This is a genomic window from Allofrancisella heilbronnii (genome assembly GCF_000710735.2).
Lineage (GTDB): Bacteria > Pseudomonadota > Gammaproteobacteria > Francisellales > Francisellaceae > Francisella > Francisella frigidaquae.
In genome coordinates this window covers 400572-412959 of record NZ_CP144673.1, presented here as the reverse complement: position 1 = coordinate 412959, position 12388 = coordinate 400572, and the positions used below count along the sequence as shown (strand labels likewise).

Below are 12388 nucleotides of genomic sequence, written 5' to 3'. Positions count from 1 at the left end.
ATAAGCTTTTAGACTTTAATTACTTCAGAAAGGCTTTAAAAGGTATATATGTTCAAGATAGTAATAATCTAGGCAGACCGAGTTACGATAGCGTGATGATGTTTAAGTTGTTGTTACTTGGCCAATGGTATAGCCTAAGTGACAGAGAGCTATCCGATAGTTTAAGACTGCGTTTAGATTTTTTATATTTCACAGGTTTTACTCCTACAGGTGATTTACCAGATTATAGTAGTATCTGTAAATTTAGAAACCTACTAATTCGTAAGAACAAGCTATCAATATTGCTAAATAATTTGAATCAACAGCTGACAGATTTAGGTTTAAATATATCTCATGCTAAAGGAGCAATAATAGATGCTACTCTTGTTGAATCTGCTGGTAGGCCTGAAAAATATATAGATAACCCACCAGAAGATAGAAAAGAAGATCAAACTCAATATACTAAAGTTGCCTATGGCAAAGATACTGATGCACAGTGGCTTAAGAAAGGTAGTAAAAGTCATTATGGATATAAGGTTTTTACAAGTGTAGACGATGAGTATGGATTTATACAGGCTATCCATACAGAATCAGCTAAAGTATATGAAGGACATAGGTTAGCAACGCTACTAGAACTTGTATCACCAGAAAGATTGTTTGCAGATAAAGCGTATTACGATGCTAAAAATAATGAGCTATTAAAAATAAGAAAATTAAGAATCGAATACTTCAAAAGGCGGTTAAGAATAAGCCTTTAACTAAAAGGCAGAAATTAAGGAATATTCTTATACCAAAAACCAGATATAAAGTTGAGCAATGCTTTGGAACATTAAAGAGAAAGTTTAACTTTACTAGGGCTAGTTACTTTTCAACGGTAAAAGTTCATGCACAAGCATTGATGAAAGCTTGTTGTTTTAACATGCTAAAGGCAGTCAATTTGATGGGTTAACTAGGATAAGTGTATCTATATCTGCCAAAACAGCAGCTATAGAACACAAAGGTACTAATATTTGCTAATCTAGCACAAAAGTGCAAAAAATTATGATAATCTCAAAAAATCTACTATTTATTCAACAGTCTTATATATTTCAATTGGTATTAGGTGCATTTCAGCAGAAAATTCTCGCTCTACGGGTACATACGCCATTCTCCGCCCCAATAACGAACCTCGAGACCGGATTTTCAAAAGCCCAGTAAAATCAAGGGTTCAGGACATGCGTACCTTCGGGTCGGACGTTCGCATCTAACGGAGAAACGGAGATCAAAAAGGGAGATTTTGGGGTGAAATCGGTGATTTTACGATTCTCTAGGTACGTATGTGTCGGACGACTAAAACGCGCTAAAGCCTATGAATACTGGGGTTCAGAGGGGAGTTTGTAGATTTAAAAATTCACGCCCAAAAAGTTCGAGCGCTGTAAACTGGCGGAGAGGAAGAGATTCGAACTCTCGATAGCTGTTAAGCTATACACGCTTTCCAGGCGTGCTCCTTCAACCACTCGGACACCTCTCCAAAGGAATACAAGTATACAATAAAATTTTTTATTTTCAAACCTTTATAGAACCATAACTACCGCAGATATAAACATCAATGCAATAAATAGCATCTTTAATAACCTTGGAGATATTATCCCTAAGTATTTAACTGCTAATAAACTACCAACTACAGAAAATGGAATAGCCGATAAAAGCAAAGGTATACTCAAATAACCAAATGTATTAGGCACATCGACATTAATACCATACACCAACATAACAGTAGCAATGCTTGAACTAATAACTACACACACGCTTGCAATTGAAATGGCTTTTTTTATATCCACACCTATCTTTATAAAAAACATAGTCACAAATGTTGTGGAAGTAGCAAGTATACTTAATACACCACAAACCCCACAGATTGGATAGGCAATTTTTGATGGTAGCTTCACAATTTTACTATCATTATGTAAAATCATCCAGATACCACTTAATACAAGTATCACAGAGAAAATATGCTTTAATAAAATCGTATCTATATGCTTAACAATTAATCCTCCTATCACAGCACCTATGGCCAAAGCTATTAAATAATATCTTAGCTCTCCAAACTGAATATTTCCTTTACGTTGATGCTTATAAGTAGCTATCAAACTCAAGCATATAGACATACCGCAACACGTAGCCAATGCTATTTGCATTGCATAACTTGGACCATATATATGAACAATAATATAATAAAAAGCTGGTGTTGCTATCAATCCAGCTCCACCGCCAAGCAGTGTAGATATAAAACTAGCCACAAAACCCACTACAGCTCCTAATATAATCAACATTTTTTCTCCTTTAAAGTTTTATTTGAGATAGTTGTAAACCGTTGCTCGACTAATACCTAATGCCCTAGCAATATAATAACTAGCATTTTTACCATCTAACGCTCCTTGATTTTTAAGCTCTAAAATTAAACCTTTTTTTTGTGCACGATTTAAATTATCTAACAACAAGTTTTTATCTATACAATATTTTTGTACAAAACCATTTATCTTTTCATATAAAGTATCCTTAAATAGATTTTGTTCATCTTTTGCTATTTGATTACCATCATCTGGCAAAAACATATTTATTAAAGCTCGATACTTATCAAAGACAGAAACATCTAAATTTATACATAATGCTCCTACTACGATACCTTTATCATCTCGAATAACAGTAATAATACATTTCATCTTCCGTCCGTCATAATTTAGCTTCTCATAAGGACCAATTACAGATAATAATTTGTCATAAGCTTTAAAATCTATATGATCTAAATATGATGAATCACCGACTTCTCTTCTAGATATAGGATTAAATATTGCTTCTATTCTATTTTTACTTAGGTCATGAATAACAACCTCAGCAAAAGGATAAAGAAGCTTACTTATCGCTTGTGCGATATCACTATAAGATCTTAATTCAACACGCATTTCTTCATACTCAAAACAACTATTTAAACAATATATTCTAATTTAGACATTATTGTCAATATAAATAAATAAAAATAGTTTAGAATATAGCAACAGCTTGCTATAATGAATTTGTTAGACTTTTAATTTATACAAACAATATAATAGCGAGGGAAAATTATGATGAAGAAAAAATTACTTACAATAGCTACACTATTAGCAGCTTCTGTGGCACTTACATCATGCACAGCTGAAGCTGTTGCTGTTACAGGTTTAGTTTTAGCCAGTGTTGCAGTTGGAGCTTTAGCATATGAGTGGATGGAAAACCCAGATGCTTATAACGCATATGCAAAAAGTAGAGATACTGTCTTTTCAGCTGTTCAAGAAGTATTAAAAGAAAATAACTATACCACTACAGAGCAAACAGTTGATCAGAAAAAATCTGAAATTAAAGCTGTTTCTCCTAGTGGTGACTCTATTAATATTGTAGTCCAATCCGCTAAAGATAATAAAGATCAATCAGCTATTTATATTAAAGATGATAGCAAAGCTAATGCAACTATTATACTTAATAAAATTAATGAAAAACTAGCAAAACAAAATTAATTGATATTAAAAAGGTTTAATAATAGGGCTAATCAGCTATAAGATCATATTCGGTAGATTCTGTTATTTCAACCGTAGCAAATTCTCCTACTTTTAAACCTCTCTCAATTGCATCGCCAACGATTACCTGACCATCAACCTCTGGAGCATCATATTTAGTTCGCCCAATAGCATAATTTTCATCTTTATTAATAGAATCTATAATTATCTGCTGCTCTGTACCTATAAAACTTTGTAACTTATCAGCACTTATTTGAGCTTGTAACCCCATAAACTCATCTAAACGTTGTTGTTTAACTTCTTCGGAAATAAGATTATCAAAACCATTTGCCTTAGCTCCTTCAACTTCAGAATATTTAAAACAACCTACCCTGTCAAGCTGCGCTTTTTCTGCAAAATCTAATAAATGCTCAAAATCTTCTTCTGTCTCACCTGGAAAACCAACAATAAAAGTACTACGAATAGTTATATCTGGGCAAATATCACGCCATTTGTTTATTCTATCTAAAGTCTTTTGCGTATGTGCAGGACGCTTCATTCTCTTTAAAACTTCTGGTGATGAATGCTGTAAAGGCACATCTAAATAAGGCAGTATTTTCCCCTGAGCCATAAGTGGTACAATTTTATCCACATGAGGATACGGATAAACATAATGTAACCTTGTCCAAATATCTAAATCACCTAAAGCTGTAGCAAGATCTAAAATATTACTTTGATACTCTTTATCTCTCCAAATACCAGATTTATATTTGATATCAACACCATATGCAGAAGTGTCTTGAGATATCACAAGTAATTCTTTAACTCCAGCATTTTTAAGCTTCTCAGCTTCTTTCATTATATTATCGATAGAGCGACTTTTTAGCTTACCACGTATATCTGGAATAATACAAAAAGTACAAGTATTATTACATCCTTCTGATATTTTTAGGTATGAATAGTGTCTTGGAGTCAGTTTTATCCCTTGTGGAGGCACCAAAGATACAAAGTCATTAGCAAAAATTGGCGCATGAGTATGCACAGCTTCGATTAAATTTTCATAATCTTGTGGACCTGTGATACTTAAAACTTCTGGATGTTTTTCTTTGATAAGTTCAGCCTTATTACCCAAACAACCAGTTACTAACACTTTACCATTCTCAGCAATTGCTTCACCAATCACTTCTAGAGACTCATCTATAGCTGAATTTAAAAAGCCACATGTATTAACTATAACCATATCAGCCATTTCATAACTATCAACAAGATCATAGCCTTCAGCTTTTAATTTAGTAATTATACGTTCTGAATCTACTAAATTTTTAGGACACCCAAGGCTTACAAAACCAATTTTAGGAATTTTAATCATACCACTTATTTAAATAAAAAAATTATGAGGGTTATTTTAGAGCAATTTGATAGAAAAAAATAGTTGAAGTTTAAATTACATTTGAGCTATTGGCTGAGAAGAATCAGACTCATCACATTTAACACCAAAGTCAAGATCAGTTCTTCTATCTAAATAGTAAGCCTTTTCAGACGCTTTGTAGATACATGCATCGTTTAACCCACCTGCACAAAACTCATCATAAAATTGAGTTGGCTCAGCAGCTGGTTTTAATTTACCATAACTTACTACACACATTTGATCTTGATTTACATTTCTTGACAACAAATACTTATATACAGCATCACCACGCTTTTGACCAAGATTAAAGTTGTACTTCTCGCTTCCTCTAGGGTCAGTGTTACCAGATAATTTAAGTGGCTGGTCTGGATGAGCAACTAAATAATCTGCTGTTTTGTCTAAACATGCTTTTGCATCGTCTGTTATATCATAACTATCAAAGCCAAAATATACTGACCTACAATTAATTTCCATCAACTCTTGCTTCATCTTCTCTACTTGGTCTGAACTCATATTCTCAGAACCAAATATCTGTGAAGACATTTCTAAAGCCTGTGAGCTATCAACGCCAGCATACTTATCCTTTATAAGATTGCTATTATCTGGTCTAGTACTAGAACAGCTAGCTAATAATAAAACTGAACTTATAGCTGCTAATCCTAAAATTTTATCTCTCATTAGTTTATACTCCCGTAGTTTAAGTAACATTATCAAAATTTGTAACATTATAATTCCCACTATCATCTACATATTTACCACCGTGGTTATCTGCAGATTCAAGGGTGCTAATAAAGCCTGGCCCATCAGTTTCAGTAAGCTCAGAACCACTTAGGTCAGCATTTGCATTTGGCATCAGTTCTGGTCCTTGATACCAAGCACATCCACCAAGTAAAACAAATATAAATAATAAAAACACTCTCATTTTCATTTATTAGCCTTAAAAATTTTTAGGTGACCAACTTGGAGACTGAATAAGAGTTTGTGTATCTCCAATACTTTCAACACTAAATTGGTTTTCTCCACCTAATGATACCATATCCAAAGAATTATGTCCTTTTGAATTAGTAGTAATATAAGCTATCATATCACCGAATGGGGAAACTGTTGGTGAGGCATCTGCTTTACCATTAGTAAGTGTAGTAATATCACCACTAGCTAAATTAAAACTAGCTATTTGAGTACCTGTTGATCTAGCTTGTTGATACATAAATACGATATTCTTACCATCTGAAGTATAGTTAGGCTCATAACCTTGATATATTTTACTACTTAATATAGAAGACTGCGGATATTTAGAATCAATAGGCGCGATATATATGTTTGGTCTTGTACCCCTATCTGATGTAAATATCACACTCTTACCGTTTGGAGAAAACTTAGGTGCTGTATTTATACCATTTATAGTTAATTGCTTTAAAGCTTTTGTTACTAAATTCAATATATATATATTTGTCTGCTCTGAGTAACCTTTTGATAACGCTAGAACAATCTTACTGTCATCTGGTGAATATGCTGGAGAGCTATTTATTCCTTTATAATTAGTCACTTTTGTAACCTTACCAGTTCCAATCTCAAGTTTATACACGCCCATGCTACCACCGCTATAACTAGAGTATATTATAAACTTACTATCATTTGACCAAGATGGTGTTGCTATAGGGTTATCGGTTTGTTTTAGTACAGTATGTTTATTATAACCGTCATAATCAGAAATAATAAGTTCATAAACTCTACCATATCTTGCATAAGGGTTTGTTACCTTAACATATGCCAACTTAGTTAAAAAGAATCCTTGTTCTGCAGTAATCTTTTGATACACATAATTTGAAACCTTATGAGCTAAAGTTCTCATCAAAGAAACGTTTATATTGCTATAAGTTACAGACTGTATGTAACCTGTGTTGTTTCTTTTAAGAATCTGTACTTCTACAGTGTAGTTATTGTAAGAATTTTTTGTGTACTTAGTAAATACAACATAGTCAGCATTAATATTTTTCCAAGGAATTTCATGTTTATCTTTTATTTCATACTGTATACTGGCATTACCTTTTAGCTTACCATTATGGTTAAAATCTGATACTACAACTGAGTTTACATCTTGAGGAAACTGATCTATTACATTATTACTAATCAGTGACACTAGAGGTTTTTTGATAACTCCCGTTGTTACCTCCGCTACTAACTCTGCCTGTAAACTAGAAACTAAAAACATTAATATTGCAAATACTGCTATTACCTTTTTCATTGCTTAATTTCCTTACTTAAAACTACGACTGCTTAAATATAAAGCTTATATTTTCACTCTGTATTGTTTGCTTAGCCACACTATTTGATATGGTTGGTGGAGTAGTATTCTTTATCGCATCAACAAGTGACTGATCACAACTATAGTTACCGGAAGTTCCTGTTAACTTTACAAACCTACCATTTCTAATTATTGCTCTAGGCAAATCATATATACCTCTACACGAATCCTTTATCCAGTTAGATCCTACCCTATCTTGATATTCAGAAATATAACTAGCTATTGCTGATTGTGCTTGATTTTGTTCTATCTGTTTTTTCGCAGCAGCTTCTGCTTCTGTTTTGGCTTTTGCCAATCTCTCTTCACGAGCTTTACGTTCAACTTCCTCTTTAGCTGCTTTCTTTGCTTTCTCTTGGGCTTCAAGCTTAGCTTTTTTCTCCTGCTCTAGCTTAAGTTTTTCGGCTTCTGCCTTGCGTTTAGCTTCTTCTTGAGCTTTTTTTTGAGCCTCGATTTGTTCTTTTTTCTCTTGTTCTAATCTAAGCCTCTCAGCCTCTGCTTTAGCTAGTCTTTCTTCAGAAGCTTTGCGTTTAGCCTCTTCTTTGGCTTTTATAATTGCTTGCTCTCTAGCTTTATCTACAGCCTCTCTAATTTTACGTAGCTTTTGCTGCTGTTGTTCGTACGTTTGAATCTGATTGTTAAGTTCACCACTTGTTATAGAAGTAGCTTGTATAACTTGCATCTGCTTAGAAGCCTCTACAATCTGTGCTTGTAACCTCACAGTAGAATCAAATTTAAGCAAACTTATATAAGATAATACATATAACATCACTACTATAACTATATGTATAATTACTGCCTTAATTAAAAAAGGATTGTTATCTATCTGTTTTCTAAAGTATCCTAAAATTTTACGATAATTAAGATTTGCCATCTTCTGTGACTAACCCCACTTTATCAACTCCAGCCTTTTGAATAAGGGCCATAGCTTTTACTACCTGACCATAGTTTGCATTACTATCACCTCTTACATACACAGGCTTTCCTGGATTTTGTTTAGATAAATTAATTACCACGCTTGCAAGCTCTCTAGATTTTAATGGCGCTTTAGGATTACTAACCCCCTGATTAACAAAATACGCTCCTTGATTATTTACAGTTACAACTATTGGCTTACTATCTGTAGAGGGAATTTTTTCTGACTTAGTCTTAGGCAAGTCTACTTTAACCCCTTGAGTTAAAATAGGTGTAGTAATCATAAAAATAACCAATAGTACCAACATAACGTCTATATATGGAACTACATTGATGTCTATCATTGGTCTTTTTTTCCTAAAAAACTTTTTATTTCTTCTTTTCATAATAAAAGCCTTTAGTAGCTTTCTTGACTGCAGTGTTGGTGCTGCTCTTTAACCAAATTATTATTATGTGCTTCTTTCAACAATAAGATACATAAATCATCTTGGAATGATTCATAAGTAGACAAAATATCATCGACTTGATTTGAAAGTCTACTATGACCAATAACAGCAGGAATTGCGACAAATAAGCCCAGTGCTGTAGCTATCAAGGCCTCAGCAATATGCGGAGCCACTACTGATATAGTAGCCTGCTCCACACCACCTAAAGTATTAAAAGACGACATAATCCCCCAGACTGTTCCAACTAATCCTATATATGGAGCCACAGCAGCTATAGTTCCTAAAGCTGGAAGTTTTTTTTCTAACTCTTTAGCTTCTTGAGATATAGCTATACTTACAGTTCTTTCCATACCTTCTAGGATTGTCTCTCCTTTTAAGACTCCAGTATCTTTAAGGTTATTATACTCTCTCAAAGCAGAACAAAAAATTATAGACTTACCGAAAATATTTTCTTTATGTTGTAAGTAATATTCATATAGCTTTTGAATATGATGCCCCGCCCAAAAAAGCTTATCGAACCTGGCTTGTTCGTGTTTATATTTCTTTACACGACCGTTAACTTCTAACATTATAGCCCATGAATAAACAGACATAGCCACCAAAGCCAACATTATCAATTGTACAATAAAATTTGCGTGCCATATTAACTGAATCAACGATAACGAGTTATCTTGCATAAATTTACCCTAAAAATTTTATGTTTATAATTTTTATAAATGCTACGAATATTATACGGAAACTCACATAAATTATAAATACTTTAATTTACTTATCAAATTATAGTTTAATATTAATAAATAATTCTGCTATTATTTTAGTTACCCAACAAAATTATAGTATTAAAAAATGTTAAATATAAAAAAACCTTATAGATCTCTTATATTTTGTTTAGTAAGCTTTGCTTTAATATCATGTTCAAACTCCCAAGGAGACTCATTTGGCTATGCTTCATCTCCACCTACTCAAAGAGATATGTACTCTAACGAAGCAGGACCCTTACAACAACCAGGTGGTGTAGCTGCTGAAATAGAAAGTGAGCAAGGAAATCCTATGGATAATTCGGACTTTACAGTAAGATACTAAGATTCTGCATCGATTATTTTTTTACCATCTACACTTGATGATTTATTAATATAATCATTTTCTGTTTTTTTCTTATATTTATAGTGAGAAACTGGTCCTGAAAGTGCATAACCTATCATTATTAAATAAAGGAGTTTCTCAGGCATAGTAAACAACATCAAGATTATAAGTATAAAACAGATTACATATAATTTACTAATATTACCTTTGCCATCACTATCCTTAAAGCTTCTAAACTTAATATCACTTATCATCATAAAAGCTAAGTACAAAGCTGTAAATGAAGTTAATAACACTGTAACAAAAGCGTAGCCACCTACAAATGTTTCTTGGCCCAACCAGATAAGTCCAGAAATAGTAACAGCACCAGCAGGACACGGCATACCATAAAAATATAGCCTTTTTTCTATTAAGCCTTCTTCTGTAAGCTCTTTTGGCTCTTGCTGGGTATCAAACTTAGCTAATCTAAGAGCTACTGCTAACAAATACAAAAATGAAATCGCCGCCCCTAAAGGACCAATATTATGCAAACTCCAAAAATATATCACTAATGCCGGAGTTGCTCCAAAAGAAACAACATCAGCTAGGCTATCCAATGCTGCGCCAAACGCTGTTTGAGTTTGTGTGTAGCGTGCAATCCTCCCATCAAAAGCATCTGCAAATCCTGACAAAAGCATATAACCAGCACTTGATATAAATTTGCCTTGGAAAGCTGCAATAATTGCTAAAAAGGCAAATAACAAACTAGCACTAGTAAATAAGCTAGGTAGTATGTACTTTGATTTTTTCATATCGATATTTTCTAATAACCACATAAGTATAACCTCTTATTTCTTCGTCAAATCTGGTCTTAAGATTTTAGCACCATGTAAATATATGTGGCTAATTTCTTTTTGATCTTTGTTAGTATTATAAGTCAACATTATCCTGATACAAAGATCTAAAGCATCTTTAACTTTCATTTGTTGACAATCTAATAACGGTACATCTACTAAGCCTAACTCTCTTGCAGCTACAGCAGGAAATTCTGAACTTATATCAGATGTTACTGTAAATATAATATTTACTATATCTTTATGTGCTACAACGTTATCTTCAAGCATTTTTTCAAGCAACTCTTTAGTAGCAGCCAGTACATCTTCTTTTGTATCTTTATTTATAGTTGTAGCACCCCTGATAGATCTTTGCATTATCTATACCTTAGTAAATTTTTGCTTTAGTAATCTAGGCAATGGAAAATAAACTTCCTCTTTTATGCCCTCAAAGTCTTCAACATCAACATCTTTATCACAAATATCTGATATTTTAGCTACTATTTCCTGTACCAAATACTCTGGTGCTGACGCTCCAGCACTGACTCCACAAGTGTTTTTGTTATCAAACCATGATCTATCTATATCTAAAGGATTATCAACCAAATAGGAATCAACACCCTCTAATTTAGCAAGCTCTCGTAATCTGTTTGAGTTTGAACTATTATGAGAGCCAACTACAACAAGTATATCTATATGTCCTAACATTGCTTTAATTGCTGCTTGTCTATTTTGAGTAGCATAGCAAATATCCTCTTTTTTAGGACCTTTGATGTTCGGGAATTTTTTGTTTAAAGCTTCTATAATATTTTTTGTTTCATCTACAGATAAAGTTGTTTGTGTAGCATAATATAAGTTATTCGGGTCTTTAACCTCTAGCTTGGTAACGTCGCTCTCATTCTCAACCAAGTATATCGCTCCTTTTTTGCTACGATATTGTCCCATAGTTCCTTGAACCTCTGGATGTCCCTTGTGACCAACTAGTATACATTCAGCATCATTATTGCTAGCTAGTCTAACTCCTCTATGAACCTTTGTAACAAGTGGGCAAGTTGCATCATACAATATTAGGTTTTTTGTCGCTGCAGCTTGCTCAACCTTAAGCGAGACACCATGAGCACTAAATATACACACTGAATTATCAGGAACTTCATCTATCTCTTTAACGAAAATGACTCCTTTTTTCTTAAGTGAGTCTACGACAACTTTATTATGCACTACCTCATGTCGTACGTATACTGGTGATTTTTCTACTTCTAAAACTTTCTCTACGGTTTCTACTGCTCTACTTACACCCGCACAAAAACCACGTGGGTTAGCCAACAGTATCTTCATTTAGATCTTCCTCATTTTTTGCAATACTAAGTATTTTTGCCTCAAATACTATTATCTGACCAGATAATGGATGGTTAAAATCAACCGTCACATCATCATCACCAATTTCAGTTATCAGACCTGGCAACTTTGTACCATCTTTTTGACTAAAAGAGACTATAAGCCCCTCTTCTAACTCTATACTTTTAGGAAACCTAATTTTTGGAACTGAGTAAATACTCGCTGGATGCTTCTCACCGAATGCTTCTTCTGGCATTAAAACCACCCTTTTACTAGTACCTACTTCTGCTCCTATAAGCTCTTTTTCAACTTTTTCAGTAAAACATCCTTGCCCCATTTGAAAAACAAAAGCACGGTTATAATTTTCTGTATCTTCAGCTATAGAGCCATCTTTTAGTCTAAATTTAAAATGCATTTTAACAAAACTATCTGTAGTTACTTTCATTACAAAAACCACATTAAAACCTTTTTGAACAAGATACCATATTTACGTAAGTTAGTCATCTTATTGATATAGAAATTAAAGTTTATGCTAATAGAAACCACCAAGCTTCAAAATACGTGTTATAGAAACTGCTAGTTATAGTACAAAATACTGGTGT

The 12388-nt window shown here is 33.3% G+C and carries 17 protein-coding genes, 1 tRNA gene and 1 pseudogene; 5 read left to right on the top strand and 14 right to left on the bottom strand.

What is annotated here, in order from left to right; genetic code table 11:
• Window positions 1-35 precede the first annotated feature (35 nt).
• The 3 genes and pseudogenes from FRA_RS01935 to FRA_RS01925 form a co-directional block, all read left to right on the top strand.
• Window positions 36-191, top strand: a pseudogene (locus FRA_RS01935) (transposase); the annotation flags it as partial.
• Between the two features lie 90 nt (window positions 192-281).
• Complete coding sequence (locus FRA_RS01930) at window positions 282-737, top strand: transposase (protein ID WP_464110841.1); 456 nt, start codon at window positions 282-284, stop codon at window positions 735-737.
• Complete coding sequence (locus FRA_RS01925; RefSeq protein ID WP_321174139.1) at window positions 677-928, top strand: transposase; 252 nt, start codon at window positions 677-679, stop codon at window positions 926-928. The genes FRA_RS01930 and FRA_RS01925 overlap by 61 nt, the downstream gene beginning before the upstream one ends.
• 471 nt (window positions 929-1399) lie before the next feature.
• Here FRA_RS01925 and FRA_RS01920 read toward each other — a convergent pair.
• The 3 genes from FRA_RS01920 to FRA_RS01910 all read right to left on the bottom strand — a co-directional run bounded on the left by FRA_RS01920 (window position 1400) and on the right by FRA_RS01910 (window position 2921).
• Window positions 1400-1489, bottom strand: a tRNA-Ser gene (locus tag FRA_RS01920).
• 43 nt (window positions 1490-1532) lie between these two features.
• A complete protein-coding gene (locus tag FRA_RS01915) occupies window positions 1533-2291 on the bottom strand; it encodes a sulfite exporter TauE/SafE family protein (protein ID WP_035721384.1) in 759 nt (252 codons plus the stop codon).
• An 18-nt stretch (window positions 2292-2309) separates the two neighbouring features.
• Window positions 2310-2921, bottom strand: a complete 612-nt coding sequence (locus FRA_RS01910; RefSeq protein WP_035721381.1) for a helix-turn-helix transcriptional regulator — start codon at window positions 2919-2921, stop codon at window positions 2310-2312.
• Window positions 2922-3080: 159 nt separating this feature from the next.
• On the opposite strand from FRA_RS01910, the gene FRA_RS01905 reads away from it, so the two are divergent.
• The gene (locus tag FRA_RS01905) at window positions 3081-3506 is read left to right on the top strand and encodes a DUF3568 family protein (protein ID WP_081835944.1); all 426 of its coding nucleotides are present in this window, start codon (window positions 3081-3083) and stop codon (window positions 3504-3506) included.
• A 28-nt stretch (window positions 3507-3534) separates the two neighbouring features.
• Here FRA_RS01905 and rimO read toward each other — a convergent pair whose 3' ends face one another.
• From rimO to tolQ, 7 genes are all read right to left on the bottom strand, one after another.
• Window positions 3535-4854: a 30S ribosomal protein S12 methylthiotransferase RimO gene (gene rimO, locus FRA_RS01900; RefSeq protein WP_035721375.1), complete on the bottom strand. Its 1320-nt coding sequence runs from the start codon at window positions 4852-4854 to the stop codon at window positions 3535-3537.
• Between the two features lie 75 nt (window positions 4855-4929).
• The gene (locus tag FRA_RS01895) at window positions 4930-5571 is read right to left on the bottom strand and encodes an OmpA family protein (RefSeq protein WP_209451682.1); all 642 of its coding nucleotides are present in this window, start codon (window positions 5569-5571) and stop codon (window positions 4930-4932) included.
• 19 nt (window positions 5572-5590) lie between these two features.
• Window positions 5591-5821: a hypothetical protein gene (locus tag FRA_RS01890; protein ID WP_035721372.1), complete on the bottom strand. Its 231-nt coding sequence runs from the start codon at window positions 5819-5821 to the stop codon at window positions 5591-5593.
• 9 nt (window positions 5822-5830) lie between these two features.
• Window positions 5831-7138: a PD40 domain-containing protein gene (locus tag FRA_RS01885; protein WP_035721369.1), complete on the bottom strand. Its 1308-nt coding sequence runs from the start codon at window positions 7136-7138 to the stop codon at window positions 5831-5833.
• 22 nt (window positions 7139-7160) lie between these two features.
• The gene (tolA, locus tag FRA_RS01880) at window positions 7161-8069 is read right to left on the bottom strand and encodes a cell envelope integrity protein TolA (RefSeq protein WP_035721358.1); all 909 of its coding nucleotides are present in this window, start codon (window positions 8067-8069) and stop codon (window positions 7161-7163) included.
• The gene (tolR, locus tag FRA_RS01875) at window positions 8056-8496 is read right to left on the bottom strand and encodes a protein TolR (RefSeq protein WP_035721355.1); all 441 of its coding nucleotides are present in this window, start codon (window positions 8494-8496) and stop codon (window positions 8056-8058) included. Before tolR ends, tolA begins: the two co-directional genes overlap by 14 nt.
• A gap of 11 nt (window positions 8497-8507) precedes the next feature.
• Window positions 8508-9233, bottom strand: coding sequence for a protein TolQ (gene tolQ / locus FRA_RS01870; protein ID WP_035721351.1), 726 nt, complete (start codon window positions 9231-9233; stop codon window positions 8508-8510).
• Between the two features lie 169 nt (window positions 9234-9402).
• Between tolQ and FRA_RS01865 the strand changes: the two genes are divergently transcribed.
• On the top strand, window positions 9403-9639 hold the full coding sequence (locus FRA_RS01865; RefSeq protein ID WP_035721348.1) for a hypothetical protein: 237 nt from the start codon (window positions 9403-9405) through the stop codon (window positions 9637-9639).
• Here the strand turns inward: FRA_RS01865 and FRA_RS01860 are convergent.
• From FRA_RS01860 to fkpB, 4 genes are read right to left on the bottom strand one after another with little or no spacing between them, the layout of a single operon-like run.
• On the bottom strand, window positions 9636-10454 hold the full coding sequence (locus tag FRA_RS01860) for a CDP-alcohol phosphatidyltransferase family protein (RefSeq protein ID WP_035721345.1): 819 nt from the start codon (window positions 10452-10454) through the stop codon (window positions 9636-9638). The two genes, FRA_RS01865 and FRA_RS01860, sit on opposite strands and share 4 nt — an antisense overlap.
• Window positions 10455-10466: 12 nt before the next feature.
• Complete coding sequence (gene aroH / locus FRA_RS01855; RefSeq protein ID WP_035721342.1) at window positions 10467-10829, bottom strand: chorismate mutase; 363 nt, start codon at window positions 10827-10829, stop codon at window positions 10467-10469.
• 3 nt (window positions 10830-10832) lie between these two features.
• The gene (gene ispH, locus FRA_RS01850) at window positions 10833-11786 is read right to left on the bottom strand and encodes a 4-hydroxy-3-methylbut-2-enyl diphosphate reductase (protein ID WP_035721340.1); all 954 of its coding nucleotides are present in this window, start codon (window positions 11784-11786) and stop codon (window positions 10833-10835) included.
• Entirely contained in the window at window positions 11767-12231 is a 465-nt protein-coding gene (gene fkpB, locus FRA_RS01845; protein WP_035721336.1) for an FKBP-type peptidyl-prolyl cis-trans isomerase, read from the bottom strand. The genes ispH and fkpB overlap by 20 nt, the downstream gene beginning before the upstream one ends.
• Window positions 12232-12388 lie beyond the last annotated feature (157 nt).

Excerpts from the sequence above, each read along its gene's own strand:
- FRA_RS01905 (WP_081835944.1), top strand. The coding sequence starts at position 3,081 with ATGATGAAGAAAAAATTACTTACAATAGCTACACTATTAGCAGCTTCT.
- ispH (WP_035721340.1), bottom strand. The coding sequence starts at position 11,786 with ATGAAGATACTGTTGGCTAACCCACGTGGTTTTTGTGCGGGTGTAAGT.
- FRA_RS01895 (WP_209451682.1), bottom strand. The coding sequence starts at position 5,571 with ATGAGAGATAAAATTTTAGGATTAGCAGCTATAAGTTCAGTTTTATTA.
- tolQ (WP_035721351.1), bottom strand. The coding sequence starts at position 9,233 with ATGCAAGATAACTCGTTATCGTTGATTCAGTTAATATGGCACGCAAAT.
- FRA_RS01910 (WP_035721381.1), bottom strand. The coding sequence starts at position 2,921 with ATGCGTGTTGAATTAAGATCTTATAGTGATATCGCACAAGCGATAAGT.
- tolR (WP_035721355.1), bottom strand. The coding sequence starts at position 8,496 with ATGAAAAGAAGAAATAAAAAGTTTTTTAGGAAAAAAAGACCAATGATA.
- fkpB (WP_035721336.1), bottom strand. The coding sequence starts at position 12,231 with ATGAAAGTAACTACAGATAGTTTTGTTAAAATGCATTTTAAATTTAGA.
- FRA_RS01915 (WP_035721384.1), bottom strand. The coding sequence starts at position 2,291 with ATGTTGATTATATTAGGAGCTGTAGTGGGTTTTGTGGCTAGTTTTATA.
- tolA (WP_035721358.1), bottom strand. The coding sequence starts at position 8,069 with ATGGCAAATCTTAATTATCGTAAAATTTTAGGATACTTTAGAAAACAG.
- aroH (WP_035721342.1), bottom strand. The coding sequence starts at position 10,829 with ATGCAAAGATCTATCAGGGGTGCTACAACTATAAATAAAGATACAAAA.
- rimO (WP_035721375.1), bottom strand. The coding sequence starts at position 4,854 with ATGATTAAAATTCCTAAAATTGGTTTTGTAAGCCTTGGGTGTCCTAAA.
- FRA_RS01885 (WP_035721369.1), bottom strand. The coding sequence starts at position 7,138 with ATGAAAAAGGTAATAGCAGTATTTGCAATATTAATGTTTTTAGTTTCT.
- FRA_RS01890 (WP_035721372.1), bottom strand. The coding sequence starts at position 5,821 with ATGAAAATGAGAGTGTTTTTATTATTTATATTTGTTTTACTTGGTGGA.
- FRA_RS01865 (WP_035721348.1), top strand. The coding sequence starts at position 9,403 with ATGTTAAATATAAAAAAACCTTATAGATCTCTTATATTTTGTTTAGTA.
- FRA_RS01860 (WP_035721345.1), bottom strand. The coding sequence starts at position 10,454 with ATGTGGTTATTAGAAAATATCGATATGAAAAAATCAAAGTACATACTA.